The following is a 25,742-nucleotide window of genomic DNA, read 5'->3' on the forward strand; positions in this document are numbered from 1 at the left end:
ATCCTTTGAAAACCGAAGTGTCATGAACAGCGACCATCAACCAAAAATATCCATAATAACAGTTTGTCACAAATCAAGCATAAAAATTCGCGAATACGTTAGCTCCTTTATAAAAAACCACAATCACGTAGGCGATAAATCATTTTGCGAGTTCATCTTCATTGAAAACTCCCAAGATAAAAATATAGAAAAGGCTGTATCTCCACTTGCAGACTACGGGTTTAAAGCATCGATAATACACTGTGAAAATAACGGCTTCGGTGCGGGCTGCAATATTGGTGCATCGAAAGCAAACGGCGAAATACTGGCCTTTGTTAATCCCGACATGAGGTTTCTATCCGATATTTTACCATTGCTAGAGGCAGAAAACTGGAATGGATGGGGTACAGTTAAACAGCTAGCAAACAACAAGCGCATCAGCTCAATAGACTGGCTTCCTGAAAAAAAAGGATTAATCTTTGAAGTTCTAAAGGGCTATATCTGGATAAATCTTCTGGATAGGTTTTTCTTAAGAAACAGCTATGCCTCAGGATCATTCCTCATCGTAGATAAGAATTTATTCTTTCAAGCGGGGCGCTTTAATGAGGAGTTCTTCATGTATTATGAAGAAGCGGAATTATGCAGGAGGCTTTACATTGGCTCCGGTAAATTATACATAGAAAAGCGAGTCATAGTTTCTCATGAAGGGTTTGGCTCACAAACATCTCGCGCTGAAGTTTTGCGCAACGAAGCCAAAGGCCTAATCACCTACTGCAAAGTTACAAATCAAGAAAACCTTTTACAGAAAAAATTGCGACTTTACAAAACGCTTGGGATTTGGTCTAAATTCAATAGAACAAAATTCCATGCATTGCGAGACAGCATATCAGTCATCAAGTGAACCAGAAAAGCTTTTCAATTCCCTCTTATAAACGCACCTCTAGATAATTAGCACTCTCCACATCTATAAAAAAGGTTGAATGCCTCCACGGCAATCGCTTCACCACCAATGGCCAGATAAGCTAGTGTGCCGTCCCGTAGATAAGTGACATAAACTATTCCTATCATTACGGTGCCTTGCGAGCGGCCAGCGGCATACGGTTGAGCGCGGTGCTGAAGCCTACCACCACCGACGTCACCGTCGCATCGTGCATCTTCCCCAGTATCAGGTAACCGCTGGTACGCTCGACTAGGTTCTGTACGAAAAGTCGGTGCGGGTAGAATCGCCGCCATGATTGGCTGGAGGCCCGCATGGCAAGGCGCTACGAACTCCCCGATGCGGCATGGGAGTTGATCAAGGATCTGGTTTCCCCCGAACAGAAGATGGGGCGACCGCGCAGTGATGATCGACTGGTGCTCAATGGCATCTTCTGGATCCTGTGCTCCGGGGCGGCCTGGCGCGACTTGCCGGAACGATTCGGCCCGTGGTCAACGGTGTATCAGCGTTTTCGCGACTGGCGAGACCACGGCACGTTCGAGCAAGTGCTTGAGCGTCTGCATGTTCGGCTGAATCAGGAAGGGCTGATAGATCTGGACACCTGGATGATCGACTCCACCGTGGTACGTGCAACCCGAGCCTCTTCAGGCGCCGGGAAAAAGGGGGGCCGGAAGAACCGCTAGACCATGCCTTGGGACGCAGCCGAGGCGGCCTGACCACCAAGATTCACCTGGTCTGTGATGCCAACGGTGTGCCTCTACGCTTCATGCTTTCGCCAGGGCAAGCCAGCGACATTGGACAGGCCCAGCCGCTCTTGGAGCAGGTACGCATTCCCGGAAAGCCGGGACGGCCGCGCAAACGCTGCCGCTGGTTACTGGCTGACAAGGGGTACGACGCCGAGCACCTGCGTCAGTACTGCGACCGCTACCGCATGCAGCCGGTGATCCCACAGCGCACCATGAAGCGCAAACCCAAGCCTGGGCTGCCCCGGCTGTTTGACCGTCCGAAGTACCGACAGCGGAACATCATCGAGCGGATGTTTGCCTGGCTGAAAGAGAGCCGGCGAATCGGCACCCGCTACGACAAGTTGGCCAAAAGCTTTGCCGCGATGGTCACACTGGCCTGCACGCTTCGATGCCTACGGCATTACTTTTCGTACAAAACCTAGGGTACCTACCGCCGACGGATTGGCCTTGACTTTGATCAGGTCGCCTTCCAAGTGTCCCGGCATTACGCGATCTTCCACCTCCGGCGGAGGGGCGTGGCTACTGGCCATGTTGGGGATCTGGCCGCGGCGATCCACTCCGCCGGAGCGGGGACTGCGCGTAGTCTTGCCTTGCCGCAGGCAGATGATCAGGTCCTTGAGCAGTTTGCCGACCGGCAGGGCGTAGATCGCGTTTTAGATCGTATCGCGGCAGGCGTAGGCGTCTTCGAAGTTTGGGAATTCCATGGCGAGCAGCTTGCCGGCAATCTGTTCGGGAGAAAAGCTTTATCGCAGCAGGTTGACCCACCAGTTCGAATAGCTCATTGCGCGGCACCAGCTTTTTCCGGGGCCGGCAGGCTTTGCGGCGTCCACGCTTCGCGCGCTGTCCATGGTGGAGTAACGTACTCGCCTTGGGCGTTACGCTTGCGCCGGCTCTCGCGACTGATGGGCGAGGGACTGCGGTTGAGCATCCGGGCAATCGCGCGCTGGCTCATCCCGCGCATCAGAACGACCTGGATGTCGAAGCGTTCTTCAACGCTGAGTTCGTGGTCGGACATGGCAACACCGTACCGGTAAAGTCAGGTGTCGCACTCAGTTTTTGCGGCCGCCCTTAAAAACAGATACAGACCAGAAGTTATGAATAATGTTAAGCGCAAAAAGATATTGGTTTTAGCTTACTGCATTTCACCAATACGAGGCTCTGAATACTCAGTAGCTTGGAACTATGTCACCGAAATGTCGGCCAACAACGACTTAATAGTTTTATACGGCGCAGCAGGTGATCACATGGGCGACATAGATGAAATTCAAAGCCTCACTGAACAAGGAAAAATTAAGAATGTTGAATTCATCGCAGTCAACCCGAACTCACTATCTCGCCTACTTAACAGCACCAACCGATCCGGATTAATACCTTACTCATTCTACTTGGCGTATAAGAATTGGCACAAACAGGCTTATACAGTTGCAAAAAATATTATCAGGCAGACCGAAATAGATTTAGTTCACTTCCTGTGTCCAATTGGATATCGCGAACCAGGATATCTTTGGGGGCTAAACAAGCCCTACATTTGGGGGCCGATTGGCGGAGTTCAAAACCCCCCTCTTAAACTGGCATTCAAGGCGAGCATAGCCACTGGGCTAAAAGTATTAATAAAAAGTTCGATAAACACACTGCAATTCAACCATAGCCCACGCATCAAAAATGCATTTCATAAGGCCGACTTAATTTTATCTGCTACATCTGCCACCAAAGAACTTATACGCCAAAAACACGGAATTGAAACAATATGCTTTCCTGAAAATGCTATAACAAATCAAATGCTAATATCCCAAAAAACAATAAACGTAAATAGCGGAGATACAATCAATCTGATATGGGTAGGTCGAATCGACTCCAACAAATCACTCTCCTTATTAATAGAGTCACTGTCCCTAATCAAAGAAAAGAATTGGCATCTTTATGTAATTGGGGATGGCCCCTTAAAAAAGCCATTATCTTTCCTGGCAGAGCAGCTTGGGATAGAAAAAAACATAACATGGACAGGCAACATACAGCGTAACAAGGTGAACTATTACTATAGCATCGCGCACATTCACTCAATTACCAGCCTAGCCGAAGGTAACCCTACAGTAATATGGGAAGCGATGTCGCATGGCATACCGACCATAACACTTGACCATTGCGGAATGCATGATACCGTATGCGACCAATGCGGCGTAAAAATAGAAATCTCCACATACGACAAAATCATTAAAGAGTATGGAATGCATTTAGAGGAACTAATAGAAAGCCCAGAAAAAATAAACAGACTATCAGAAGGAGTAAATAAGTGCGTTGAAAAATTCACCTGGGAAAAAAGGGTGCAACTATGGACAAATCTTTATGATCTAGCCATTCAGAAGCGGCAGAAAAAAAATCTTATGCAAGAATGATATTAGAATGATAACTTCAAAGTCACTACAGCTCCGCAGGGAGCAAAAGCGTAACAAAATAAATTCACTAATATTTGCCACCCTGATTGCATTAAACTTAGTCGTCCCGGAGTCACTTTATAGCGCCATTTTACTTGTGACGTGCATCATATATTTAACTTTCTACAAAACAAAAATCCATAAAGGGCTTAAAGCGCAAACCTTACTTCTTTGTGCAATGGTGGCGCCTGGCCTGCTGCTTATTGGTCAAAATGAAGTAAACAACGCCCTCAAGGATGTATGGTATGTAGCAAAGGCGGTGCTTTGCCTCCTGTGCGGCTACTTAATCGCATCAAGAATAAAGAATACGCAGGAGCTGATTAAAACTTTTATTTGGACCTGTTTTATTGTTTGCTCATTTTACCTTATTAATTACTTTGTGGCTTTCAATGACTCTGCAATGCAGGCAGCTTATGACTCAGGATCAATCCCGATGTTTTGCTGCATCGGTTTTGGTTTAGCGATCTGCGGGCAGGGCAACTATAGGTTCGACACCTCTAAACCTTTAAAGTATATAGCTCTAGCGGTTATGGGAGCAGCTTTTTTATTAAGCTTCTCGCGAAGCTTACAAGGTACATTTCTGATTTTTTTGTTATCCCTAGCTGGACTTTTCGATAGCACCAAGAAAACAGCAGTCTCTTTAATGCTGCTAACCATGGCCTCAATAACAATTTACTCAATTCTGCCAGAATACAACCAAAATGATGTTAGCTTTTTGGGAAAGATAAAGAACTCAATCTCAGAAGTATCGTTTACCAAAAGTTATGATGAGCAAGAGATCACTACTAACTGGAGAGGATTTGAAGCCTCTCAGGCTCAAAAACAATTTGAATCAGCAAGCACATTTGAGAAACTTTTCGGCCGGGGGCTAGGCGCCACTGTAGACTTAGGGTTTTATGTGCACATGGGGGAGGGACTAACTTACAGACATTTGCCAATATTGCACAATGCATATTATCAAGTGCTAACTAAATTTGGTCTTCTAGGCTTGTTTTTTTATGCGCTCTTTATTCTTGGTCCAATTTTATTTGGATCGACCACTAAAAATAAGAAGCCCGAAAGCGCGGAAGCTATTAATATTCGCAGAGCAAGCATTGGACTGGCGATATCATTGGCATACACAAGCGTAACGATTACTGGAGCGTTCAATAAGTCACTAGTAGATGGCCTGCTTTTTATCAGCGGCGCACTATATGCACTCATCTTAAATTCCAACAAAAAAAACTAGCACCTCGACTCAATGTGGCGCCATGAAAAAAATTGTATTCATACATTTATTTAATGATCGAAGTGGAAGCCCTAAGGTATTGTCGCAAGTCATAAAAGTCGCACAAAACCTTGGGTTTGACATAGAGACATTGACGAGTTCTCACAAAAATGGGTTCCTTGACAACCCTCCCGGAGTTCTCAGAAAAATATTCTATCGGAGATCTGAAAAGAAACTCCTTACACTTTGTTACTACTTAATTTCCCAGGCAATCCTATTCGCCAAGTGCCTCCAGTATAGAAAGAAAGATGCAATTTTTTATATAAACACCATGATGCCCTTCGGCGCCGCACTAGCTGCGCGACTTATAAACAAACCTGTGCTTTATCATGTGCATGAAACATCGATAACCCCAAGGCCGCTAAAGTCATTTCTGCGCTGGATTATAAGAATAACAGCCTCCAAAATAATATTTGTTTCCAATTATCTCCTTCAGGCCGAAGGGTTCGACAAAAAACAGCAACATGTCATTCACAACGCAATAGATATTTGCGCAGAACAAGCCCCCAAAAAACCTTCAGTGGACTCATTTAATGTCATTATGATCTGCTCCTTGAAAGGTTATAAGGGAGTATACGAGTTCCTCCAGGTTGCCGAAAGTCTTATAAAAAACCCTTTATTCCGCTTTACTTTGGTTTTAAATGCTAATCCAGAAGAAATAAATTCATGGTTTTCTGGAACTGCCATTCCGGCCAACGTTACGTTACTCCCAAGGCAGACCGATGTTAAAATTTTTTACGAGAGCGCCGATCTTCTTGTTAATTTTACCCGTCCAAACGAGTGCATCGAGACATTTGGGTTAACCATCCTAGAAGGCATGTCTTATGGCGTGCCAGTTATAGTTCCTCCAGTTGGTGGTCCAGCAGAAATTGTAAGCAACGACTGCGAAGGATTTCTGATACCTTCGTATGAGGTCAAGAAAATCTCTGATGTTATTGAACGACTCGCTGGCAATATAGAGCAGTATTCGCGCCTATCTCGAAATGCTCATGCGCGGGCTAAAGACTTCAGCCTGGCGATGTTTGAGGAAAAGATCGCAGGCGTCATAGACTCATAAGGTCATCCATGACAGGAAAACATCTTCACATTCTCGGCATTCGTGGAATTCCCGCAAAACATGGTGGCTTCGAAACTTTTGCCGAAAAACTCTCGCAGTTTCTGGTAGCCCAAGGGTGGCAGGTCACAGTGTATTGCCAAGAGGACACAATCGGGGGGGATTGGGAAAGTACCTGGCAGGGTGTGCGCCGCATTCATATTCCGGTAAGTCGCGCCGGTGCAGCAGGAACGGTCATCTTCGATTGGAAAGCAACTAGGCGTTCTCTTTCGCAGCAGGGGCTTTTCCTCACGCTAGGTTACAACACGGCGATCTTCAACCTGATGCAGAGGCTCAAGGGGCAAACTAACGTAATCAACATGGACGGCATAGAATGGCGCCGCGATAAATGGGGGGCTATCGCTAAGGTCTGGTTCTGGCTTAACGAACGTGCAGGTTGCTGGATTGGCAATCACTTGGTAGCCGACCATCCTAAGATCAAGGATCACCTTGCTACTCGCATCAGTGCACAAAAAATCACCATGATTCCTTATGGTGGCGACGAGGTAACCGCTGCTGATGCATCTCTGCTTGCTCCTTACAACATAGAGCCCAGCAGGTTCTCCGTTATTATTGCTCGTCCCGAACCAGAAAACTCTTTTTTGGAAATGGTGCGGTCCTTCAGCAGGGTTCCACGCAATCACAAGCTTCTTGTGCTCGGCAACTTCAAGCCGGATAGCAATTCCTTCCATCGCCAAGTGATTGATGCAGCCAGTGACGAAATAATATTTCCCGGAGCCATCTATGAAGTTCCTGTCGTACAGGCGCTTCGATTCTACAGCCGCTTCTATCTGCATGGTCACCGCGTTGGCGGCACAAACCCTTCACTGGTCGAAGCCATGGGTGCCGGTTGCGCGGTCATTGCCCATGACAATCACTTCAACCGCTGGGTCGCAGGCCCCGAAGCAGGTTACTTCAAGGATGAGTCGGCTTGCGCTGCGCTTTTTGACCGTTTACTGGTAGATGATGCCGCTGTCGTACGGATGAGGGCAGCCAGCCGCGCACGCTTTCATGAGCGATTCACTTGGGATCAGGTTCTGTGTGAATACGAAAAATTGCTGACCCATTGGTATCCAGCCAAGGCTAGCGACAAAAACCAGTTAAAAGGATGATGAGCAAGATCTGCACTTGAAGTAGCACTGAAAGACCCCTTACAAGCTCATATTCAAACCAGATTGATATACTTAAAAGACGCTAGGTCAACGCAAAAACCATCCCCATTGAAGGAAATGGATCTGAAGAGATTTCCTAGTTAAATTTTCACCTTGACGACTTATACCTTATCGCAGACAGCCAAGGCGGCTGTTTACATAGCTCCATCCATCTTCAAAAGTACCCCCTATGAAAACCCGTACCCTAGTCACTGGCGGCGCCGGCTTCATCGGATCAGCCGTAGTCCGCCACCTGATTCAGAACACCCCCCATGAGGTCGCCAACCTCGATAAGCTCACCTACTCCGGCGACCACGAGTCGCTGGCTATGATCGCGGACTCACCGCGCTACCGCTTCTATCAGGTGGATATCTGCGATTCAGCCGCGCTGGATCGGGTCTTCGCCGAGTTCCAGCCGACGGTCGTGATGCATCTGGCCGCCGAGTCCCATGTTGACCGTTCCATCGATGATCCTAGCGAGTTTATCCAGACTAACGTCGTCGGCACCTACACCCTGCTGGAAGCGGCGCGTCATTACTGGAGTGGCCTGGCTCCGGAGACGAAGGAAGCTTTCCGCTTCCACCACATCTCCACCGATGAGGTGTATGGCGACCTGGAAGGCACCGACAGTCTGTTCACTGAAACCACGCCCTACGCGCCCAGTTCGCCCTACTCCGCTTCCAAGGCCAGTTCCGACCATCTGGTCCGTGCCTGGCAGCGCACTTATGGCCTGCCGGCGCTGGTGACCAACTGCTCGAACAACTACGGGCCCTATCACTTCCCCGAGAAGCTGATCCCGCACATGATCCTCAACGCCCTGGCCGGCAAGTCGCTGCCGGTGTACGGCGACGGGTCGCAGATCCGCGACTGGCTGTACGTGGAAGACCATGCCCGCGCGCTGGTCGAGGTGGTTACCCGCGGCAGGGTCGGCGAGACCTACAACATCGGTGGGCACAACGAGAAGCGCAATCTGGAGGTGGTAGAGACCCTCTGCGACCTGCTCGAGGAGTTGGCTCCGCAGAAACCGCAGGGCGTCGCGCGCTATCGAGACCTGATCACCTTCGTCAAGGACCGTCCGGGCCACGACCTGCGCTACGCCATCGGCGCCTCGAAGATCCAGCGCGAACTGGACTGGGTGCCACAGGAAACCTTCGAGTCGGGCATCCGCAAAACAGTGCTGTGGTATCTCGACAACCGCGAGTGGTGGCAGCGGGTACTGAGTGGTGACTATCGCTTGGGGCGCTTGGGCGAAAAGGTCTAAGTCGCGAATCGCGAGCACGCTCGCTCTTACAGTTTGTGCATGTTATGAATATCTGGAGCTTTGAATGAAGGGCATCATCCTCGCCGGCGGTTCCGGCACCCGTCTGCACCCCATCACCCGTGGCGTATCCAAGCAGCTGCTACCGATTTACGACAAGCCGATGATTTATTACCCGCTGTCGGTGCTGATGCTCGCTGGCATTCGCGAGGTGTTGATCATCTCCACCCCGGAAGACCTGCCCAACTTCCGCCAACTGCTGGGCGATGGTTCCGACTTCGGCATCGAGCTGAGCTATGCCGAGCAGCCATCGCCGGACGGGCTGGCCCAGGCCTTCCTGATCGGCGAGGAGTTCATCGGCGATAGCAGCGTGTGCCTGATCCTTGGGGACAACATTTTCTACGGCTACGGTTTCAGTGCCATGCTGCGTGAGGCTGCCAGCCGTGGGATCGGCGCGACCGTGTTCGGCTATCATGTCACCGATCCCGAGCGTTTCGGTGTGGTCGAGTTCGATGCCAGCGGCAAGGCCATTTCCATCGAGGAAAAACCCAAGGCGCCGAAGTCCAACTATGCCGTCACCGGCCTGTATTTCTACGACAACTCAGTGGTGGAAATTGCCAAGCAGGTGCGGCCCTCCGCCCGTGGCGAGTTGGAAATCACCGACGTGAACAACGCCTACCTGCAACGCGGCGAGTTGCATGTGAGCGTGCTCGGCCGAGGCTTCGCCTGGCTGGATACCGGCACCCATGACTCGCTGATGGAGGCCAGTCACTTCGTGCACACCATCGAGGCGCGTCAGGGCTTGAAGGTCGCCTGTCTGGAGGAGATTGCCTACCATCAGGGCTGGCTTTCCGCCGAGCGACTGGCGCAGCAGGCCGAAGCACTGAACAAGACCGGCTACGGCCAGTACCTGCAGCGTCTGCTCGCGCAGGAGGCTGCCCAGTGAAGGTGATTGAAACGGCGCTGCCGGGTGTATTGATCCTAGAGCCCAAGGTGTTTGGCGATCAGCGCGGTTTTTTTCTCGAAACCTTCCAGGTCGAGCGCTACCGCGAAGCCGGCATCGATCTGCCTTTCGTGCAGGACAACCACTCGCGCTCGCAGCGCGGCGTGTTGCGTGGGCTGCATTTCCAGCGTACCCGGCCGCAGGGCAAGCTGGTCAGCGTCAGCCGCGGTGCGGTGTATGACGTGGCAGTGGATATCAACCCGGGATCACCGACCTGTGGCCAGTTCGTCGGTGTTGAACTCACTGACGAAAATCATCGTCAGCTCTGGGTACCGCCGGGTTATGCCCATGGCTTCTGCGTGCTCAGCGACTTTGCCGACTTCCAGTACAAGTGCACCGACCTGTACTTCCCCGAGGATGAAGGCGGGTTGATGTGGAACGACCCGGACGTGAACATCCCCTGGCCGGTGGAGGAGCCGCAGCTGTCGGCCAAGGATCAGCGCAACCCCACTCTGCGTCAGCTGTCTGGTAAAGGGGATTGAGCATGCGCGTACTGATTGCCGGTGCCCGTGGTCAGGTTGGCCATGAGCTGATGCGTCGGGTGCCCGAAGTCTTCGAAGCTGTAGGCATGGGCTCGACCCAACTGGATCTTGCCGATACCGAGCAGGTAGCTGCCGTAGTTAACAATGTTCAGCCGCAGTTGATCATCAACGCCGCAGCCTACACCGCCGTGGACAAGGCAGAGAGCGAGCCGGAGCGTGCCTGGGCGGTGAACCGCGATGGCGTTGCTCACCTGGCCATTGCTGCCGAGGGGCTGGGCATTCCGCTGCTGCATATTTCCACCGACTATGTGTTTGCCGGCGACGCCCGCGAGCCGTATCGGGAAACCGATCCTACTGACCCCACCGGCGTGTATGGCGCCAGCAAGCTGGACGGCGAAGTGGCGTTGGCGGCTAACTGCAGTCAACACATCATTTTGCGTACCAGCTGGGTGTTCGGTGCATATGGCAACAACTTCGTCAAGACGATGCTGCGCCTCGGGCGCGAGCATGAAGAGCTGGGGGTGGTGGCGGATCAGCATGGCTGCCCGACTTCGGCGGCGAGCATTGCTTCGGCCCTCTGGAGCCTGGCCAGTCAGTACCGTGAGCAGGGCTCGTTGCAGTGGGGTATTTATCACTACGGTGGCAGCCCGGCCTGTACCTGGCATGGGTTTGCTCAGGAGATTTTCCGCCAGGCGCATGGGCGAGGGTTGCTGGGTCGTGTGCCTGTTTTGCGGGCGATTGCCACCGCTGACTATCCCACCCCGGCCAAACGTCCGGCGTGGTCGGTCTTGGATTGCAGCAAGCTGCGTCAAGCGCATGGCATTGCCCAGGCGGACTGGCGTGAGGAGTTGGGGCTGGTACTGCGAGAACTGGCTTAGCGCCTTGCATTTGCGGCGGGGGGGGCCGCTCACAGGGGCTCATCGCGATTTTTACAGGAGCGCCGCCTCGGCGCGAGCTTTTCGCTTTATTTGAGCGGATGCTTCTTTGTGACTGAAAAAATCTTGGCAACCGGCGGCGCCGGTTAAATCGGTTCACACACCACCTTGGCCCTGCTCGAAGCCGGTTTCGAGGTCGTGGTGCTGGATAACCTCTGCAACAGCTCCGGGGAATCGTTGCTGCGCCTGGAGCGGCTCTGCGGGAAGGCCCCCTTGTTCATTCAGGGCGATATTCGTGACCGCGCTCTGCTCGATGAGCTGTTCGCGACCCAGCGAATCAGTGTGGTACTGCATTTTGCCGGATTGAAGGCGGTAGGGGAGAGCGTGTAAAAGCCGCTCGACTACTACGGCAACAACGTTTCCGGCAGCTTGACCCTGTGCTAGACCAGGGCCCAGGCCGGGGTGTTTCGGCTGGTGTTCAGTTCGTCCGCGACCGTGTACGGCGAGCCGGCGCAGATGCCAATCAACGAAGCCTTCCCAACCGGAACGCCCACCAACCCTTATGGCCGTTCCAAGTTGATGGTCGAGGAGTCGCTCAAGGACCTTTCGCACTCCGACCCACGCTGGAGCATCGCTTTGCTGCGTGCGCTACTTCGTAAGCGCTCCACAAACCCCACCTTCAACTGAACGATCCGCTTGCGGATGCTGGGCTCCCGTTTTCCCAGTGGAGCCCCGTCATGATGCGTCCGGACGCCAAGGTCAAAGCCGTCTACCTCTATCCGAAACCCGTCGACTTCCGGAAATCCATCGATGGTCTGGCGGCCTTGGTGGAGCTGGATATCAAGGTGGCCGTGTTCGACCCGGTGTTGTTCGTCTTCCTCAACAAAACACGCAACCGGGTGAAGATCCTCTATTGGGAACGCAATGGCTTTTGCCTGTGGCTCAAGCGCCTGCAGGCCGAGCGTTTCAAGACCAAGCCTGATGCTGAAGAGTCCATCGTGTTGACGGTGCGGGAACTCAATCAGTTGCTGGCCGGTTTCGACCTCTGGGGGAACCAGCCACACAAGGTGCTGACCCCGCGTTTTGTGAGCTGAGTCGGTATAATCCGGCGCCATGAAATCTGGCGCAGACTCCCTTCCCGACGATCCCGTCCTGCTCAAGGCCTTGGTTCTGCAATTGCAGGAACAGGTTGCTCTGCTGCGCCACAAACTGTTCTCGCCAAAGTCCGAGCGCAGCCCCGAGGATGCCGACTCCCCTCAGTTGGCCATGTGTCGGCGCTGATTGAAAACTGACCCACCCTGCCGATTGAAAAATGACCCAGGGCGGCTTGCTGATTTTCACCTCAGCAATTGTGGATAAGCCTAGCAGTCGTCAGGTGGGTAAACGAAGCTGACCCCACCCAATGCATCCTGTGGTGAGGTCGCTTCGACCGGCTCAAAAGGGATCGTCCTCCGGCTCCACGACATCGGTGCGCTTGCGCTCCCGTGCCTGGATCTTGATCTGGGCAACCAGACTGCTGTGTTGCAAGCGGTAGGATTCGTTGCCGGTTTCGACGATGTGACAGTGATGCGTCAGCCGATCCAGCAGCGCCGTGGTCATCTTCGCGTCACCAAACACACTCGACCATTCGGCGAAGCTGAGGTTGGTGGTGATGATCACGCTGGTGTGCTCGTACAGCTTGGAGAGCAGGTGAAACAGCAGCGCGCCACCGCTTTGGCTGAAGGGCAAATACCCCAGCTCATCGAGGATCACCAGATCCGTTCGCAGCAGCCCCCGGGTGATGCGTCCCGCCTTGCCCTCGTGTTTTTCTCGCTCCAGCAGGTTGACCAGGTCGACCGTGGAGTAGAAGCGCACCCGCTTGTTGTGCTGTGTGATGCCAGATACGGCCAGTGCCGTCGCCAGGTGCGTTTTCCCCGTCCCCGGGCCACCGATGAACACCACATTCTGCGCGGTGTCCGTAAACGTCAAACTGGACAGTTCCTTGACCAGCCTGGCGTCGGCACTGGAGGCACTGAAGTCGAAGCCAGCCAAGTCGCGGTGCAGGGGGAGCTTGGCCATGTTCATCTGGTGGCTCACTGAGCGCACGGCGCGGTCGGCATGCTCCTGTTCGAGCAGATGTTCGAGCAACCATTTGGATGACGCCGTGGTGGATTCGCCTTGCGCGGCCAGCTCTGCCCAAGCGTTGGCCATACCATGCAAACGCAGCCCTTTGAGTTCGTCGGTCAGATCACGCATTGCGCACCTCCTCATCGGTGCTGCGCAGTCGGTCATAGCGCGCCGTATTGGCGACAGGGGCGACCTTGAGTGGCAGGCTGGTCTCGACCGAGGGCGGGGCTTCAGTCGACGTCAAACGGGCCACGACGTTAAGGATGTGATCGGCACTCAGGCTGCCGGATTGCAGTACCAGTTCCACGGCGACCAGCACGGCATCCAGGCCGGCAATGGGAACAGCCGCCAGCACCTGGGTCATGATCCGATCGCCCTGGGCGTGTCGCCTCAGCCCCTGCCTGAGCAGGCGCAATGGCTTAGGCAAATCAGCAAACGGGGCGCCGTTGCGCAAGGCACCGGGTTTGCGCTCGATCAGCGGGATGTAGTGCTGCCAGTCATAGCTGACCTGGTCTCGAACAAACAGGCGCTCATGACTGGCAATCATGCCGTCATCGGCCATCACGACGATCCGAGCGGGATAGAGCCGGCTACTGACCCACTGGCCAACGCGTTCACACGGGACTGAATAGCGGTTGCGTGCCACGCTGATCAGGCAGGTGCTGGAGACGCGAACCGTGCGTTCGACGTAGCCATCGAAGGCGGTGGGCATCGGCATCATTTCCACCCGCTCCAACTCCAGGACTTCCGCCACCGTCAGCCCGTTGTACTGCGGGTGCACCAACTCGCCCCACAATGCTCGACAGCGCTGAGCGAGCCAGGCATTCAGCTCTTCGAAGCTGTGAAAGGTGCAGGCTCGGGCGTCCAACCAGATGCGGCGCCGGCTATCCTGCACGTTCTTTTCGACGATGCCTTTTTCCCAGCCGGAAGCGACGTTGCAGAAGTCTGGGTCGAACAGGTAGTGCGAACACATCACGGTGAAGCGGGCATTGACCGTCCGACCTTTGCCCTTGCTGACCTTGTCGACCGCCGTCTTCATGTTGTCGTAGATGCCGCGCCGGGGTACCCCGCCCAGTGCCGCGAATGAGCGGGTATGGGCATCGAACAGCATTTCATGTCCCTGGCTGGGGTAGGCGACCAACCAGAAGGCACGACTGGCACACAGCTTCATGTGCGAGACCTGGATGCGTCGGAAGATGCCGCCAATCAGCATCCCTTCCTCGCTCCAATCAAACTGAAAGGCCTCACCCAGCGCGAACGCCAACGGCACAAAGGCGCGTACCGCCTTGCCTTGTTCACCACGCCAGTGACGGATGAAGGCGGTGAGCTGGCTATAGCCGCCGTCATACCCTTCAGCCCGGATCATCAACAGCAACGCCTTGGCGCTCCGGCGATTCTGCTTCGCCCTGAAGGCATCAGCCCGGAGTGCCTGCTCCAACGTCTCGTGAAAGGGGCTGAGCTTGTTGAACACGGCCCGCCGCTGGTAGACCAGCTGCGTTGACTCAGGTGCTCTGACCCATTTTCGGATGGTGTTACGCGACAGCCCGGTACGCTTGGCTATCTCATGCAAGGACAGCTTGTCGCGAAAGTACATCCGCCGAATTTTGCCCATCATTTCCATGCTGATCACCCTGTGTTCTCCTGCTCAAAAATTGAGCAGGCGCAGTGGAACACCTGGGTCAGTTTTCAGTCAGCACAACGGGCTTTACTGGGTCAGTTTTCGGTCAGCGGCAACAATGTGTAGCCTGCAGCGCAGCGAGGCACCCAGCTTACGGGGGGGGGGGGGCATATCATGCTCTTGTAGGAGGCCCGGCCTCGGGTGAAACTCTTGTCTTTCCAACGGTCTTACTGACTACAAGCGTTACTTGCAAGGACGGCCGATGAGCATCCCCGACATACGCTGGCAACAGCGCCTTAACAATTTTCGCAAGGCCCTGCACCAGCTTGATGAGGCCATGGAGCTGATGCAACAGCGCAACCTGTCAAAGCTGGAAAAACAGGGCGTGATCCAAGGGTTTGAATGCAGCTACGAGCTTGGCTGGAACACGCTGAAGGACTTTCTCGTCTGGCAAGGCATCGAGGGACTCGTCGGCTCGCGCGACATCATCCGCGACGCCTTCAGCAAGGGGCTGATCAGCGATGGGGAGGGCTGGATGCACATGCTGACCGACCGCAACCGTACCTCTCACACCTACAACGAAGACACGGCCGAAGCCATTCTCCTCAACATCCAGCAGCAGCATCACCCGCTGCTTAAGGAATTGGAGAGCACGCTGTCCAAGCGAGTCGAACCTACAGCATGAAGCCCGACGAGGCTGGTCTTCCAGCGCAGGCCATCCAGGCCATGCAGCAGGTCTTCAGCCAGTTTCCGGCCGTGCAAGAGGCCGTGCTCTATGGTTCCCGGGCCATAGGTACCTATCGGCCCGGCTCGGACATCGACCTGACCCTAAAGGGCGAGAAGCTGACCTACCAGGATCTGCTGGATATCGAACTGGCCCTGGACGACCTGCTGCTGCCCTACAAAATCGACCTCTCGTTGTACCGGCACATCGATAATCCAGTGCTTGTCGAGCACATCGCCCGAGTCGGCAAGGTTTTCTATTCACGCTAATTCCTCAAAGTCCTTCGCTACATCCTGACCTCGGGCATCTTCTTTGCGCGTGCCTTCAACACCCATTCGAAAATTTGCGAGTCTCTAGTTCTTATGCGGTATCTGCGTGCTCTTCCCTTTTTTGTGGTGCTGGCAGTTGTCCTGTTCTCGGGCTTGAAGCCTGAGCCCGTGCCCCAGGTGTTTGATCAGCAGGACAAGTTGCACCACCTGCTCGGTTTTGCGGCGTTTGCCTTTACCCTGCGTCTGGCGTTTCCCCGCCCTCATTTCATCTGGCTATTGCTTGCCAGCCTGGGGGCTGCATTGGTCATTGAGCTGGGCCAGGGCTTGTTGCCGCACCGCACGCCTTCCGTGGGCGACATGCTTGCCAATGGCCTGGGCGTATTGGCGGGCTGGGTGAGTTCGCTGCTGGTGCAAGGTTGGTTGTGGAGAGGCCGCTCCGGCGCGGAGCGGCAGGGTGGTGACGAAGTCATTCGCTAAGCAGGCCGCAGGTTCGCCCTGCCGGCTGCACAGGGGCCCGCTGCGCGGGCCTTCACGACTGAAGTCGCTCCTACGGGATCCGGGACGCGCCGCTTCTTGTCGGAGATTTCAATCGCGATGCGGAGCGCAGGTTTGCCCGGCCAGGTTCCAGGGGCAGCTGCGCTGCCCTTTCGCGAATCAGTTTGCTCACAAGGCCAGGTCATCCTACCTGGCCAGGTTTTTCAACAGCCTGCCAATGCCGGCTCCGTCAGCTCCACTGCGGGCTTTCCTGGCGTGTGCGCGGGTTGCTGTGGCTGTTCGCGAGGATGGCGATGGCGCAGAGCACGACCAGGGTCGCGGCATTGGCCGGGATCTGCAGGTTGAAGTCGGTGCTGGAGTGGATCAGCAGGGCAATGATGCCCATGGCCGCGCCGAAGCCGACCCCGCTGCGGTACACCGACTCTCGGCGCCACAGTGCGCGGAGTGCGTGCCACAAGGCCATCAGCACGAAGGCCGCCAGCGGCAGGCTGCCCAGCAGGCCGAACTCGATGGCGAACTGGATGTAGTCGTTGTGCGCATGGTCGAAGTGGATACGGATGTCTTCGCCCGGGTACTTGGGGTACACCGCTTCGAAGCTGCCGGCACCTTGCCCCAGCAGGGGGCGCTCCTGCAGCAGGGGGATGGCGTAGTTGAACACGTCATCGCGAACCTCGTTGGCCTGCTGGACCACTTCGCCATTGACCACCACGTCGTTGAGGCGGGTGTTGAGCACGCGGTCCTTGAGCTTTTCCAGGCCGAAATACTGGCTGATCACCAGCACGTCGATGAGGATGATGCTGGCGAGGATCAGGCCGTTGCGCAGGCGGTGTTTTTTCTCCAGCAGTACGAAGAGGGTGCCCACCATCAACAGGCTGGCAAAGAACGCGGTGTTGCCCATACGCGAGTGGGTCATGACCAGGGCGATGACCATCACCACCAGGGCCAGGCGCAGCCGTGCCTTGGGTCCCATCAGCAGTTCGAGCAGGTTGATCAGGTTGAAGGGGCGCCCGTCGCGCAGGGCCAATAGCAGGCCAATGCCGCAGGCGAGGGTCATTTCCAGGTAGCCCGCCAGGTGGTTGCGGTTGACGAAGGTGCCGGTGGCATCGCCCAGGTAGCTGGTCTTGGGACCGGCCAGCAGCCACTCCACCCCCGACAGGGTCATGAAGGCGCCGTGGAATGCCTGCAGGGTGCCGCTGGCGATGAGCGTGACCAGGAGCAGGTTCAGCCGCTTGCGCGTGTTGAACTGGCTGAGCACGAGCACAAACAGCAGGCAGTAGGACAGGCCAAGGACCAGGTACTGGAAGGTCGACCCGCTATCCACGCTCAACCCAGCCAGCCATTGCAGCGCGACCCAAGCCTGGCTGAGCAGGAGCAGGCCCAGCATGGGCAGTCCCAACTTCACGGCCTTGCTGTGCAGGCCCTGCGCCGGTGCGCCGCGCAACTGTCCAACGGCCCAGAGGCTGCCGACACCCCCCATGAGGCAGACGAACAGCCCCATGGACCAGTCCCGGTTGCTGCCCAGGGGAAGGGGCAGCCACACCAGGAGGAAGAGGGTGGCGCATAACAGGAACCGCTCGAGGAAGCTTGTGGGCTGGGACATAGGCGCTGCTGGTTGGTGGTGTCGCCGTCAGGCAGACGTGATGTGCCGAGGGGGCTCGGAAGGGCTGCAATTGTAGGGGGTTCTGCGGCTGATCACCACGCTGCGAGGAACAGCAGGCAAGCCTGTGGACGGGCGGCTGGAAGCGCGTAGCTCGGTAAACGGTCAGGCAGCGCAGGTTGCGTGATGATGCCCAGCTTTGCGGTAGCCCGGGCCATTCCCCTGCACCATCACCAGGGGGGCGATCATCCGCCATCAGATATCTTTTTCGCGCCCCCAGGCATTGCCCTGGGGGCGGCGTTCCTCCTTTCGCCGCTCCTCTTCGAAGCGTATCAGCTGGCGGTGATCGGCCAGTTTGCGCCGCTCGTGGTGGCTGCGCGTATTGACCAGGATTTTGGCCTTGCCCGAACCCATCGAGGGGCGGTTCGACATCTTCATGACTTGCCATTGCGCTGCTCCCCATGGCCGCGGCATTGCCCGGCGTTCCGGAAAATACCGAACAGGGTAGTACCGGCTCGTCCCTGGCGCCTGATCCAGCCTTGGCTGGTCGAGCACCGGTCGGTTTGAGCAGACGAACAGGACAGGCTGTGAGTGCCCGGTGCGCGGCCTGTTACGGCTGGACCTGTAACGGTTTGGCGGGTGGCAACAGCAAGGGGCAGGTGGCGTGGGGCTGCGGTCGGGGACCTGTACGACGCCCTTGCCTCGGTGGCTCCTGCGGGGCGGGAGGGCTGAACTGTGCTGTAGCAGCCTGCGCCATGAGTGGGTGTGCATTAAAGGCCACTTGCCATCATTTTGGCTTCATGGCAGGTTCTGTAAGAGCCGAGGAGCAGGCATTTTCATTTGCGCCAATCATAAGCCGTGGACGGCTGTCGGTAGGACGGTCTGCGACGGTTTATGCGGGCCCGCCAGGTCGACGCAAGTTCTGACCTGCCGGGGAAGTCTCCAACAGGGAACGTGCGGGGCTAGGGTGCGTTCTCATTTGATGCCAGTAGCGCCGCCCATTACTCTCGCCACTTTTTGAGGTAACGGATGTGCCGCTATTGGTTGCGTGATGATCAGTGGGAGCGGATCAAGGAGCTGTTGCCGGGTAAAACCAGCGACAGAGGCGTAACTGCCCGAGATAACCGACGTTTTATCGAGGCGGTGCTCTGGATCGCTCGAACCGGCTCGCCCTGGCGTGATCTCCCAGAAACCTATGGCCATTGGCACCGTGTTTATGTGCGTTATAGCTGCCGGTCACGCAAGGGTGTTTGGTTACAGCTGATGGAGTCGCTTGCAGCTGACGCGGATGTGGAGCACCTGATGGTAGATGGCAGCATCGTGCGGGTTCATCAGCATGGCGCGGCAAAAAAACCGATCAGGACACCGAAGCCATGGGCAAGTCCCGGGGTGGACTGAGTACCAAGATCCACGCTGCCGTGGATGCTCTTGGAAATCCGGGGCGCCTGCTGCTGGCGCCCGGACAGACCTCGGAATACGGCCAAGCCCAAGCACTGATCGAGGGCTTTACCCCCGAGGCGGTATTGGCAGGCAAGGGCTATGACTTAGACGCGTTCATTGATGCTATCCAACGCAAAGGAGCTGAAGCGGTCATCCCCTCGAGAAAAAACCGCCTGAAACCTCGCCAACTGGATCGGCATCTTTACAAGGCACGTAACCTGGTAGAGCGCTTTTTCCAGAAGCTGAAGCAGTTCCGGCGGATCGCGACAAAGTATGAGCGACTGGCAAGAAACTACCAGTCGATGCTGAGCCTTGCGTCAGCTGTCATATGGTTGGCCTGATTGAGAACGCCCCCTAGACCGAGCTACGCATGTGAGAGAGGAGCCGAATGCGGCATTTCCGGACGTACGGATCTGTGTGAGACGTGGCACGTAACCTGTCATAGGTTGGCCCTCGCCCAATGAGAAAGGCAGCGGAACGATGGCGCTTATACCTCATCCTGCGTCTCGGTCTCTGTAGTCTCATCCTTGTGCTTGGCCAGGCTGTGGTGGAGGAAGGCTTGGGCGATCACGGCGCGGAGCTGGTCGTCGTCCCAGGGCTTGGTAAGAAACTGGTAGATGGCGCCCTGGTTGATGGCGTCGGTGACGGACTTCAGGTCGGTGTAGCCGGAGAGGACGATGCGGATGGTGTCGGGGTAGAGGTCCTTGACCCGGCTGAGGAACTCGGTGCCGTTCATTCCCGGCATGCGCTGGTCGGAGAGAATGACCTGGATGTCGTGCTTGGCCAGCTGGGCGAAGGCGTCCTGGGCGCGGGTGGCGGTAAGGATCTGGTAGCCGTCGCGGCGCAACACGCGGGTCAGGGCGCGGAGGATGTTGTCTTCGTCGTCGAGCAGCAGCAGGGTCTGGGCGCTGCCGACGCCGGCGCGGGTTTCCAGGTAGGCGACCGGGCGCTTGTGGTGCTCGTGGAGGAACTGCTCCAGCTGCTTGAAAGGCATGGGGCGGGCGAAGTAGTAGCCCTGGAACTCGTCGCAGTGGCTTTTCTTCAGGAAGGCGCACTGGGGTTCGGTCTCCACCCCTTCGGCGATCACCCGCAGGCGCAGGTGGTGGGCCATGGAAATGATGCCCTGGGTGATGGCCGCGTCGTGGTGGTCGCTGATGATCTCTTGCACGAAGGCGCGGTCGATCTTCACCTTGTCGATGGGTAGGCGCTTGAGGTAGTTGAGGCTGGAGAAGCCGGTGCCGAAGTCGTCGATGGACAGGCGCACGCCCAGGTCCTTGAGCGCCTGCAGGGTGGCGATGGCGCGCTCGGCGTTGTCCAGCAGCACGGTTTCGGTGATCTCCAGCTCCAGCAGTTCGGCCGGCAGGCGCGTTTCCTCCAGGATGCGGCGCACGCTGTCGACGAAGATGTTGCGCTGGAAGTGCACCGCCGAGATGTTCACCGCGACCACGGTGCTGCCCATGCCCCGGTCGAGCAGTTCACGGCAGTCACGGCAGGCGGTGGCCAGCACCCATTCGCTGAGCGGGATGATCTGCCCGGTGTCTTCCGCCACCGGCACGAACTGCGCCGGCGAGATGAACCCCAGCAGGGGATGCTGCCAGCGCAGCAGCGCTTCGTAGCCAGTGACCCGGCCGTTCCGGCCGTCGATCTGCGGCTGGTAGTAGAGCATGAAGGCGCTGGCTTCCAGGGCCTTCTGCAGTTCATTGCGCAGGGTCACCCGTTCGCTGACCTTCTGTTCCAGGTCGCTGGTGTACCACTGATAGCAGTTGCGTCCCTGCTGTTTGGCCTTGACCATGGCCAGGTCCGCCTGCTGGATCAGTTGCATGGGCTGTTGCATGCCCTTTTCGCTCATGGCGATGCCCAGGCTGGCGGTGATGCGCAGTTCGCTGCCGGCGATGGGGTAGGGCCGGGCGATGCAGTCGATGACCCGTTCGGCCACCTGCAGGACGTCTTCCTCGCGGGCGAGGTCGGGCAGGATCAGGATGAACTCGTCGCCCCCGAGTCGCGCCACGGTGTCGCCGGGACGCACCTGCTGGCTCAGGCGCCGCGCCACTTCAACCAAGATTTGGTCGCCGATGCCGTGGCCCATGGAGTCGTTGATCGGCTTGAAGCCGTCAAGGTCGATGAACAGCACCGCTAGCTGGCGCTGGTAGCGCTGGCTGATCTGGCAGCCCTGGCGCAGGCGGTCTTCCAGCAGGGTGCGGTTGGGCAGGCCGGTGAGCACGTCGTGGCTGGCGTTGTAGGCCAGTTCGGACTCCACCCGCTTCTGCTCGGAGATGTCGTTCTGCACGCCGATGAAGTGGGTGATCTGACCGTGCTCGTTGGGCACCGGGGCGATGTAGAGGTTGTTCCAGAACGGCGTGCCGTCCTTGCGGAAGTTGCGCAGCACCACATGCACCTCACGTTTTTCCGCCAGGGCGTGGCGGATTGCGGCGATGCCGGGCTGCTCCCGGTCGTTGCCCTGGAGGAAGCGGCAGTTGCGCCCCAGGGCCTCGCCCGCGCTGTAGCCGGTGATGCGCTCGAAGGCCGGATTGACGTAGATGATCGGCAGGTCGGCGGCGGTGGCGTCGCAGATCAGCGCGCCGTTGTAGCTGGCCTCGATGCTGCGCTGGAGGATGCGCAGTTGTTTCTCCGACTCTTTGGCGCGGCTGATGTCGCGGAAGGCGATGACCCAGCCGCCGAGGGCCTGAGGATGCAGGAGCGGTGCGCAGTCGTAGGCGACATGGCGTTCGCCGTCCAGGCTGACTTCGCCATGGCGGCCAGTCGTGGCCAGGGTGCTGTAGAGGTCCAGCGGCAGGTGGTCGGCCAGGACCTGCCCGAGCAGGGCGTCGGCGCTTTGTCCGAGCAGCCCGGCGCCGGCCGGGTTGACGAAGGTCAGGCGCCCCTGGCGGTCCACGGCCAGCAGGCCTTCGCCGACGCTGTCGGTGATGGCCGAGGTGAAATCCAGCTGTTCCTGCAGGCGCTGCTCGCCGGAGAGCACCTGTTGCACCAGGCGGATGTTTTCCAGGGCGGCCACGGCCATCCGGGCGAATTGCTGGGCGATGGCGAGGTCGTCCTGGTTGAAGTCACCGTCGAACTTGTCGGAAAGCTGGAGCAGCCCCAGGTTGTGGCCGGCGTGGTCGATCAGCGGTACGGCCAGCCAGCCCCGCATGGGTGGGTGCTTTGCGCTCTCGGTACTGAAGTTGCGCCAGTGCGGGTGCGCTTCCAACTCCGCCTGGGTCAAAAGCATAGGCTGGTTGCTGGAGCAGACCTGTGTGTAGATGCCCTGGCCGGTGGGGGGCGTTAGATAATTGCGCCAGTCTGCATATTTATCGGAGAGGGAGACGGCGCTGATCCATTGGCTCCAATTGGCGCTACGAGTCAGGCTGAGGGCCGACTGATGGGTTCCGACCAGCAACCGCAAGTGTTCGCACATGAAGTCCAGCAGCGCCTGCGTGTCGAGGATGCCACCGATGCTCAGAGCCGTCTCGCTGAGGCCGCGCAGCAACTGGGCCTTGCGTTCGGATTGGGCGAGGGTTTCCTGCAAGGCGCGGGTCATGCGGTTGCGCTCACCGATGTCCTTGGCGATGCCGAACACTCCGACAATCTCACCTTCGACCACGATCGGCAGGTTGGTGATCTCCAGGTCCAGCGCCCTGCCCACCTGGGTTCGCCCGCGTATTTCAAAGTGCTGTGCCTGGCCAGCGAGTGCGGCACGGAAGTGCTGCCTAGCCCTATCGATATCCTCAGCCTGCACTAGGCTGGAGAAGTGCTGGCCGAGCAGTTCGGGTTCGCTGAAGCCGGTAAGCCTGAAGGCAGCCTGGTTCAGGCTGCGGACCAAGCCATCGCGGTCGAAGGAAAACACCGGGTTGGGATTGAAGGTGAAGAGCGAGCGGAAGCGCTGTTCGCTTTCCTGCAGGCGCAGGCGGTCGTGCTGGCGCTCGATGGCGAGGGCGGCCAACTGTCCGGCGGTGCCGATGAGCTGCAGCGCCTCGTCATCCGGACTGCAGGGCTCGCGATGGTAGATGGCGAAAGTGCCAAGTACCTCGCCATGGTGGGAGATCAGCGGGATCGCCCAGCACGCGCGCAGGCCGTGGCGCAGGGCCAGGTCACGGTAATGGTGCCAGAGCGGGTCTTCGCTGATGTCCTCGCTCACCACCATTCGCCGGCGGAACACCGCGGTGCCGCAGGAACCGACCAGCGGGCCTACAACCAGGCCATTGATGGCCTGGCTGTAGGCCTCCGGCAGGCTCGGCGCGGCGCCCAGCAGCAGGTGCTTCTGCTCCTTGTCCACCCGCAACACCGAACAGAGCGAGCCCGGCAACAGGGTTTCGCTCATCTGGCAGATGGCCTTGAGGATGTCCGGCAGCAGCTGGTCGGTGGAGATCATGCTGAGAATGTCGCGCTGGTCCTCGGCATAGGCCTCGTGACGCACCAGGCTGGTGATGTCGTGGGCGACGGCGAACAGGGTTCGCTCGTTTTCTGACCAACTGATGGACCAGAGCAGGTGGACCACACTACCGTCCTTGCTCAGGCAGCGGTTGCGCATGGCGTCCCGAGATTCACCGCGAATGATGGCCTGGACCTCGCCACGGGTGCATTCACGGTCTTCGGGTAGGATGAAGTCGGTGTAGCGGCGACCGATCAGTTCCTCGGGCCGGTAGCCCAGTACGCTGTGACAGGAGGGGCTGACCTGGGTGAAGCGCTCCTGCTCGTTGATGGAGCAGAGCACGTCCATGGAGTGGTCCATGATCCGCTGGTTCTGCGCCTGCAGCCGAGCCTGGTGCTGCAGGCTGAGTTCCAGTTCGCGGTTGCTCTCGCGCAGGCGTAGGTTGCGCTCAATGGCCAGCCTGGACAGGCTCTGGCTGATCATCAGGAAGCAGGTGAAACCTAAACCGAAGAGCAGGAACAGCGACGAGAGGTAGGCCGATGCGTAGTCGGTACGTGGCAGAGCGAGGTGGGTCGCCAGGCGCCACCGCTCGGCTCCTCTGAGGAATGTGTATTGTTCGCCAACGACAGATAGCGCTTGCTCCACATTGCCTGCGTTCGAGTCGTAAATGCGCTTTTGGCCTTCGTACACATGGAGAATGAAGCCGGCTAAATCCTTTTCCTGGTGTTGAGCCAGGGTGGCGCGCATATCCAGGCTGGCGATGAGAAGGCTAGTCGGCTTTGTGGCGAAATGTAGCGGCACTGCAATCAGAGCAATTTCGTGTCCAACGGAGAGGCTCTGAGTGGCACTAATTTGCGCGGTATTGCCTTGCTGCACCTGGCCCAGCCAGCGACGCAGTTCCGGCTGGCCGAGGAAGCGCGCCAGCCAGTCGCGCGCCGGCTGGTGGCGGCTTTGCATGCGCTGTACGTGCAGGTCGGAGTCTAAGATGCCGACCAGGTGGAGGTTCGGGTAGTCACGCAGGTAACTGCTGGCGTCCTGGCGCCAATACGCGTCCTCCGGCATGCCTCCCTGGACCTGCCAGCGGTCCGCCGCCCGTTGCAGCAGTTCTTGGTGCGACTTGAGGGCTCCTACTATTGAATCCCGAGCGTGCGATAACAACTGGCCGCTCTGTCCGTTGACTGTGGCGATGCCATTGAGGCTCAGCAGGTACCAGCTCAGCACGGTGAGCAGGACGCCAAACATCCCCGTGCCGAGCGCCTGCCGGTCCAGCAGGCGCGTGCGCTGATCGGGCAAGGCGCAAAGCAGCAGGAGGGCTATGCCGAGCAAAGCGATCAGCAGATGGGCGAGATTGGTTGACTCATAGTGCAAAGCGAATCGAAGCAAGTCGTGCTCGGGCCAGAGAATGGCCAACTGCGATAGCAGGCTGAGGCCAATGAGGACGGAGCCAATCAGCTGGCAGAGCCACCGGCCGCTACGCCGGGTGATGGAGAGCGGTAGGGCCAAACCAAGCATGCAAACGATGGTGGCCAGTTCATTGCCCACTCGCTGGGCCCCGGTGACGAGCGACAGGCCTTGGTCGCTGCCGCCGGCCAGCACGTTGTGCCCAAGGCTGTAGCCGGCCAGGCCGATTAACGCCAGCCCCGCCACTAGGACGAGCTTGCGCAGGCCGCGGGTGGCGGCTAGTAGGGCGACGCCGGCGAAGAGATTGAACAGGGCGCTGTCGGGCAGCAGCACCAGGCCGTGGTTCGCGGGGTTGTCGAGGCCTAGGAACGCCATCAGGTTGATGCCGCCCATTGCTATCAGGGCGAAGGCCAGGCCGTGCAGGTAGGCCTGGCTTACTAAGTTGCGGGTAGGGTCGGTCATGGATTCGCACGGGGCCAGGAGCTTGGGTAAGCTGACGGAAG

At 57.3% G+C, this 25,742-nt stretch carries 20 protein-coding genes and 4 pseudogenes; 17 read left to right on the forward strand and 7 right to left on the reverse strand.

Annotated elements, in window-relative coordinates; genetic code table 11:
• The first annotated feature begins 22 nt into the window (after nucleotides 1–22).
• Entirely contained in the window at nucleotides 23–880 is an 858-nt protein-coding gene (locus tag THL1_RS28710; RefSeq protein ID WP_083245807.1) for a glycosyltransferase, read from the forward strand.
• A 172-nt stretch (nucleotides 881–1,052) separates the two neighbouring features.
• Here the strand turns inward: THL1_RS28710 and THL1_RS29470 are convergent.
• Nucleotides 1,053–1,181, reverse strand: a pseudogene (locus tag THL1_RS29470) (IS30 family transposase); the annotation flags it as partial.
• Nucleotides 1,182–1,230: 49 nt separating this feature from the next.
• Between THL1_RS29470 and THL1_RS28715 the strand changes: the two are divergent.
• Nucleotides 1,231–2,084 (forward strand): IS5 family transposase gene (locus THL1_RS28715; protein WP_145928251.1). Its coding sequence is split into 2 segments (ribosomal slippage): nucleotides 1,231–1,573 and nucleotides 1,573–2,084, totalling 855 coding nucleotides; the frame shifts between segments, so codons are not numbered across the junction.
• On the opposite strand, the pseudogene THL1_RS03050 reads toward THL1_RS28715, so the two are convergent.
• Nucleotides 2,082–2,677: pseudogene (locus THL1_RS03050) on the reverse strand (IS30 family transposase); the annotation flags it as partial. The gene THL1_RS28715 and the pseudogene THL1_RS03050 sit on opposite strands and share 3 nt — an antisense overlap.
• A 79-nt stretch (nucleotides 2,678–2,756) precedes the next feature.
• Between THL1_RS03050 and THL1_RS28720 the strand changes: the two are divergent.
• From THL1_RS28720 to THL1_RS28730, 11 genes and pseudogenes are all read left to right on the forward strand, one after another.
• Nucleotides 2,757–4,055, forward strand: a complete 1,299-nt coding sequence (locus THL1_RS28720; protein ID WP_083245808.1) for a glycosyltransferase family 4 protein — start codon at nucleotides 2,757–2,759, stop codon at nucleotides 4,053–4,055.
• A 7-nt stretch (nucleotides 4,056–4,062) separates the two neighbouring features.
• The gene (locus tag THL1_RS29475) at nucleotides 4,063–5,322 is read left to right on the forward strand and encodes an O-antigen ligase family protein (RefSeq protein ID WP_145928252.1); all 1,260 of its coding nucleotides are present in this window, start codon (nucleotides 4,063–4,065) and stop codon (nucleotides 5,320–5,322) included.
• 22 nt (nucleotides 5,323–5,344) lie between these two features.
• Nucleotides 5,345–6,418 (forward strand): glycosyltransferase family 4 protein, encoded by a 1,074-nt coding sequence (locus THL1_RS28725; protein ID WP_083245809.1) that lies wholly within the window; start codon nucleotides 5,345–5,347, stop codon nucleotides 6,416–6,418.
• A gap of 8 nt (nucleotides 6,419–6,426) precedes the next feature.
• Entirely contained in the window at nucleotides 6,427–7,566 is a 1,140-nt protein-coding gene (locus THL1_RS03055; protein ID WP_069081896.1) for a DUF1972 domain-containing protein, read from the forward strand.
• 229 nt (nucleotides 7,567–7,795) lie between these two features.
• Nucleotides 7,796–8,866 carry a dTDP-glucose 4,6-dehydratase gene (rfbB, locus tag THL1_RS03060; protein WP_069081897.1) on the forward strand — a complete coding sequence of 357 codons (1,071 nt, stop codon included), beginning with the start codon at nucleotides 7,796–7,798 and terminating at the stop codon, nucleotides 8,864–8,866.
• 64 nt (nucleotides 8,867–8,930) lie between these two features.
• On the forward strand, nucleotides 8,931–9,809 hold the full coding sequence (rfbA, locus tag THL1_RS03065) for a glucose-1-phosphate thymidylyltransferase RfbA (RefSeq protein WP_069081898.1): 879 nt from the start codon (nucleotides 8,931–8,933) through the stop codon (nucleotides 9,807–9,809).
• Nucleotides 9,806–10,348 carry a dTDP-4-dehydrorhamnose 3,5-epimerase gene (gene rfbC / locus THL1_RS03070; RefSeq protein WP_069081899.1) on the forward strand — a complete coding sequence of 181 codons (543 nt, stop codon included), beginning with the start codon at nucleotides 9,806–9,808 and terminating at the stop codon, nucleotides 10,346–10,348. Before rfbA ends, rfbC begins: the two co-directional genes overlap by 4 nt.
• 2 nt (nucleotides 10,349–10,350) lie before the next feature.
• Nucleotides 10,351–11,226 carry a dTDP-4-dehydrorhamnose reductase gene (rfbD, locus tag THL1_RS03075; RefSeq protein WP_069081900.1) on the forward strand — a complete coding sequence of 292 codons (876 nt, stop codon included), beginning with the start codon at nucleotides 10,351–10,353 and terminating at the stop codon, nucleotides 11,224–11,226.
• A gap of 147 nt (nucleotides 11,227–11,373) precedes the next feature.
• A pseudogene (locus tag THL1_RS03080) lies at nucleotides 11,374–11,868 on the forward strand (NAD-dependent epimerase/dehydratase family protein); the annotation flags it as partial.
• A 92-nt stretch (nucleotides 11,869–11,960) separates the two neighbouring features.
• The gene (gene tnpB / locus THL1_RS03085; RefSeq protein WP_069081901.1) at nucleotides 11,961–12,317 is read left to right on the forward strand and encodes an IS66 family insertion sequence element accessory protein TnpB; all 357 of its coding nucleotides are present in this window, start codon (nucleotides 11,961–11,963) and stop codon (nucleotides 12,315–12,317) included.
• 19 nt (nucleotides 12,318–12,336) lie between these two features.
• Nucleotides 12,337–12,492: pseudogene (locus THL1_RS28730) on the forward strand (IS66 family transposase); the annotation flags it as partial.
• A gap of 165 nt (nucleotides 12,493–12,657) precedes the next feature.
• On the opposite strand, the gene istB reads toward THL1_RS28730, so the two are convergent.
• Both istB and istA read right to left on the reverse strand, forming a co-directional pair.
• Complete coding sequence (gene istB / locus THL1_RS03090; protein WP_069081902.1) at nucleotides 12,658–13,458, reverse strand: IS21-like element helper ATPase IstB; 801 nt, start codon at nucleotides 13,456–13,458, stop codon at nucleotides 12,658–12,660.
• A complete protein-coding gene (istA, locus tag THL1_RS03095; RefSeq protein WP_177343854.1) occupies nucleotides 13,451–14,950 on the reverse strand; it encodes an IS21 family transposase in 1,500 nt (499 codons plus the stop codon). Before istA ends, istB begins: the two co-directional genes overlap by 8 nt.
• 259 nt (nucleotides 14,951–15,209) lie before the next feature.
• On the opposite strand from istA, the gene THL1_RS03100 reads away from it, so the two are divergent.
• From THL1_RS03100 to THL1_RS03110, 3 genes are all read left to right on the forward strand, one after another.
• Nucleotides 15,210–15,632, forward strand: coding sequence for a nucleotidyltransferase substrate binding protein (locus THL1_RS03100; protein WP_069081904.1), 423 nt, complete (start codon nucleotides 15,210–15,212; stop codon nucleotides 15,630–15,632).
• Nucleotides 15,629–15,940, forward strand: coding sequence for a nucleotidyltransferase domain-containing protein (locus tag THL1_RS03105; RefSeq protein ID WP_069081905.1), 312 nt, complete (start codon nucleotides 15,629–15,631; stop codon nucleotides 15,938–15,940). The genes THL1_RS03100 and THL1_RS03105 overlap by 4 nt, the downstream gene beginning before the upstream one ends.
• Before the next feature lie 72 nt (nucleotides 15,941–16,012).
• A complete protein-coding gene (locus THL1_RS03110) occupies nucleotides 16,013–16,417 on the forward strand; it encodes a VanZ family protein (RefSeq protein WP_237234810.1) in 405 nt (134 codons plus the stop codon).
• A gap of 247 nt (nucleotides 16,418–16,664) precedes the next feature.
• On the opposite strand, the gene THL1_RS03115 is transcribed toward THL1_RS03110, so the two are convergent.
• Both THL1_RS03115 and THL1_RS29480 read right to left on the reverse strand, forming a co-directional pair.
• The gene (locus THL1_RS03115; RefSeq protein WP_069081907.1) at nucleotides 16,665–18,035 is read right to left on the reverse strand and encodes an O-antigen ligase family protein; all 1,371 of its coding nucleotides are present in this window, start codon (nucleotides 18,033–18,035) and stop codon (nucleotides 16,665–16,667) included.
• Nucleotides 18,036–18,287: 252 nt separating this feature from the next.
• Nucleotides 18,288–18,470, reverse strand: a complete 183-nt coding sequence (locus THL1_RS29480; protein ID WP_145928253.1) for a hypothetical protein — start codon at nucleotides 18,468–18,470, stop codon at nucleotides 18,288–18,290.
• A 591-nt stretch (nucleotides 18,471–19,061) separates the two neighbouring features.
• Here THL1_RS29480 and THL1_RS28735 point away from each other — a divergent pair.
• A protein-coding gene (locus tag THL1_RS28735; RefSeq protein WP_414703725.1) for an IS5 family transposase occupies nucleotides 19,062–19,813 on the forward strand; the annotation gives its coding sequence in 2 pieces (ribosomal slippage) (nucleotides 19,062–19,385 and nucleotides 19,388–19,813; 750 coding nt in all).
• A gap of 146 nt (nucleotides 19,814–19,959) precedes the next feature.
• Here THL1_RS28735 and THL1_RS03125 read toward each other — a convergent pair.
• The gene (locus THL1_RS03125) at nucleotides 19,960–25,701 is read right to left on the reverse strand and encodes an EAL domain-containing protein (protein WP_069081909.1); all 5,742 of its coding nucleotides are present in this window, start codon (nucleotides 25,699–25,701) and stop codon (nucleotides 19,960–19,962) included.
• Nucleotides 25,702–25,742 lie beyond the last annotated feature (41 nt).

The sequence above is a fragment of the Pseudomonas sp. TCU-HL1 genome, from assembly GCF_001708505.1.
Classification (GTDB): domain Bacteria; phylum Pseudomonadota; class Gammaproteobacteria; order Pseudomonadales; family Pseudomonadaceae; genus Metapseudomonas.

What these genes read in the sequence shown, in the direction of transcription:
- THL1_RS28710 (WP_083245807.1), top strand. Translation starts at nt 23, where the DNA reads ATGAACAGCGACCATCAACCAAAAATATCCATAATAACAGTTTGTCAC.
- THL1_RS28720 (WP_083245808.1), top strand. Translation starts at nt 2,757, where the DNA reads ATGAATAATGTTAAGCGCAAAAAGATATTGGTTTTAGCTTACTGCATT.
- THL1_RS29475 (WP_145928252.1), top strand. Translation starts at nt 4,063, where the DNA reads ATGATAACTTCAAAGTCACTACAGCTCCGCAGGGAGCAAAAGCGTAAC.
- THL1_RS28725 (WP_083245809.1), top strand. Translation starts at nt 5,345, where the DNA reads ATGAAAAAAATTGTATTCATACATTTATTTAATGATCGAAGTGGAAGC.
- THL1_RS03055 (WP_069081896.1), top strand. Translation starts at nt 6,427, where the DNA reads ATGACAGGAAAACATCTTCACATTCTCGGCATTCGTGGAATTCCCGCA.
- rfbB (WP_069081897.1), top strand. Translation starts at nt 7,796, where the DNA reads ATGAAAACCCGTACCCTAGTCACTGGCGGCGCCGGCTTCATCGGATCA.
- rfbA (WP_069081898.1), top strand. Translation starts at nt 8,931, where the DNA reads ATGAAGGGCATCATCCTCGCCGGCGGTTCCGGCACCCGTCTGCACCCC.
- rfbD (WP_069081900.1), top strand. Translation starts at nt 10,351, where the DNA reads ATGCGCGTACTGATTGCCGGTGCCCGTGGTCAGGTTGGCCATGAGCTG.
- tnpB (WP_069081901.1), top strand. Translation starts at nt 11,961, where the DNA reads ATGATGCGTCCGGACGCCAAGGTCAAAGCCGTCTACCTCTATCCGAAA.
- istB (WP_069081902.1), bottom strand. Translation starts at nt 13,458, where the DNA reads ATGCGTGATCTGACCGACGAACTCAAAGGGCTGCGTTTGCATGGTATG.
- istA (WP_177343854.1), bottom strand. Translation starts at nt 14,950, where the DNA reads ATGGAAATGATGGGCAAAATTCGGCGGATGTACTTTCGCGACAAGCTG.
- THL1_RS03100 (WP_069081904.1), top strand. Translation starts at nt 15,210, where the DNA reads ATGAGCATCCCCGACATACGCTGGCAACAGCGCCTTAACAATTTTCGC.
- THL1_RS03105 (WP_069081905.1), top strand. Translation starts at nt 15,629, where the DNA reads ATGAAGCCCGACGAGGCTGGTCTTCCAGCGCAGGCCATCCAGGCCATG.
- THL1_RS03115 (WP_069081907.1), bottom strand. Translation starts at nt 18,035, where the DNA reads ATGTCCCAGCCCACAAGCTTCCTCGAGCGGTTCCTGTTATGCGCCACC.
- THL1_RS29480 (WP_145928253.1), bottom strand. Translation starts at nt 18,470, where the DNA reads ATGAAGATGTCGAACCGCCCCTCGATGGGTTCGGGCAAGGCCAAAATC.
- THL1_RS03125 (WP_069081909.1), bottom strand. Translation starts at nt 25,701, where the DNA reads ATGACCGACCCTACCCGCAACTTAGTAAGCCAGGCCTACCTGCACGGC.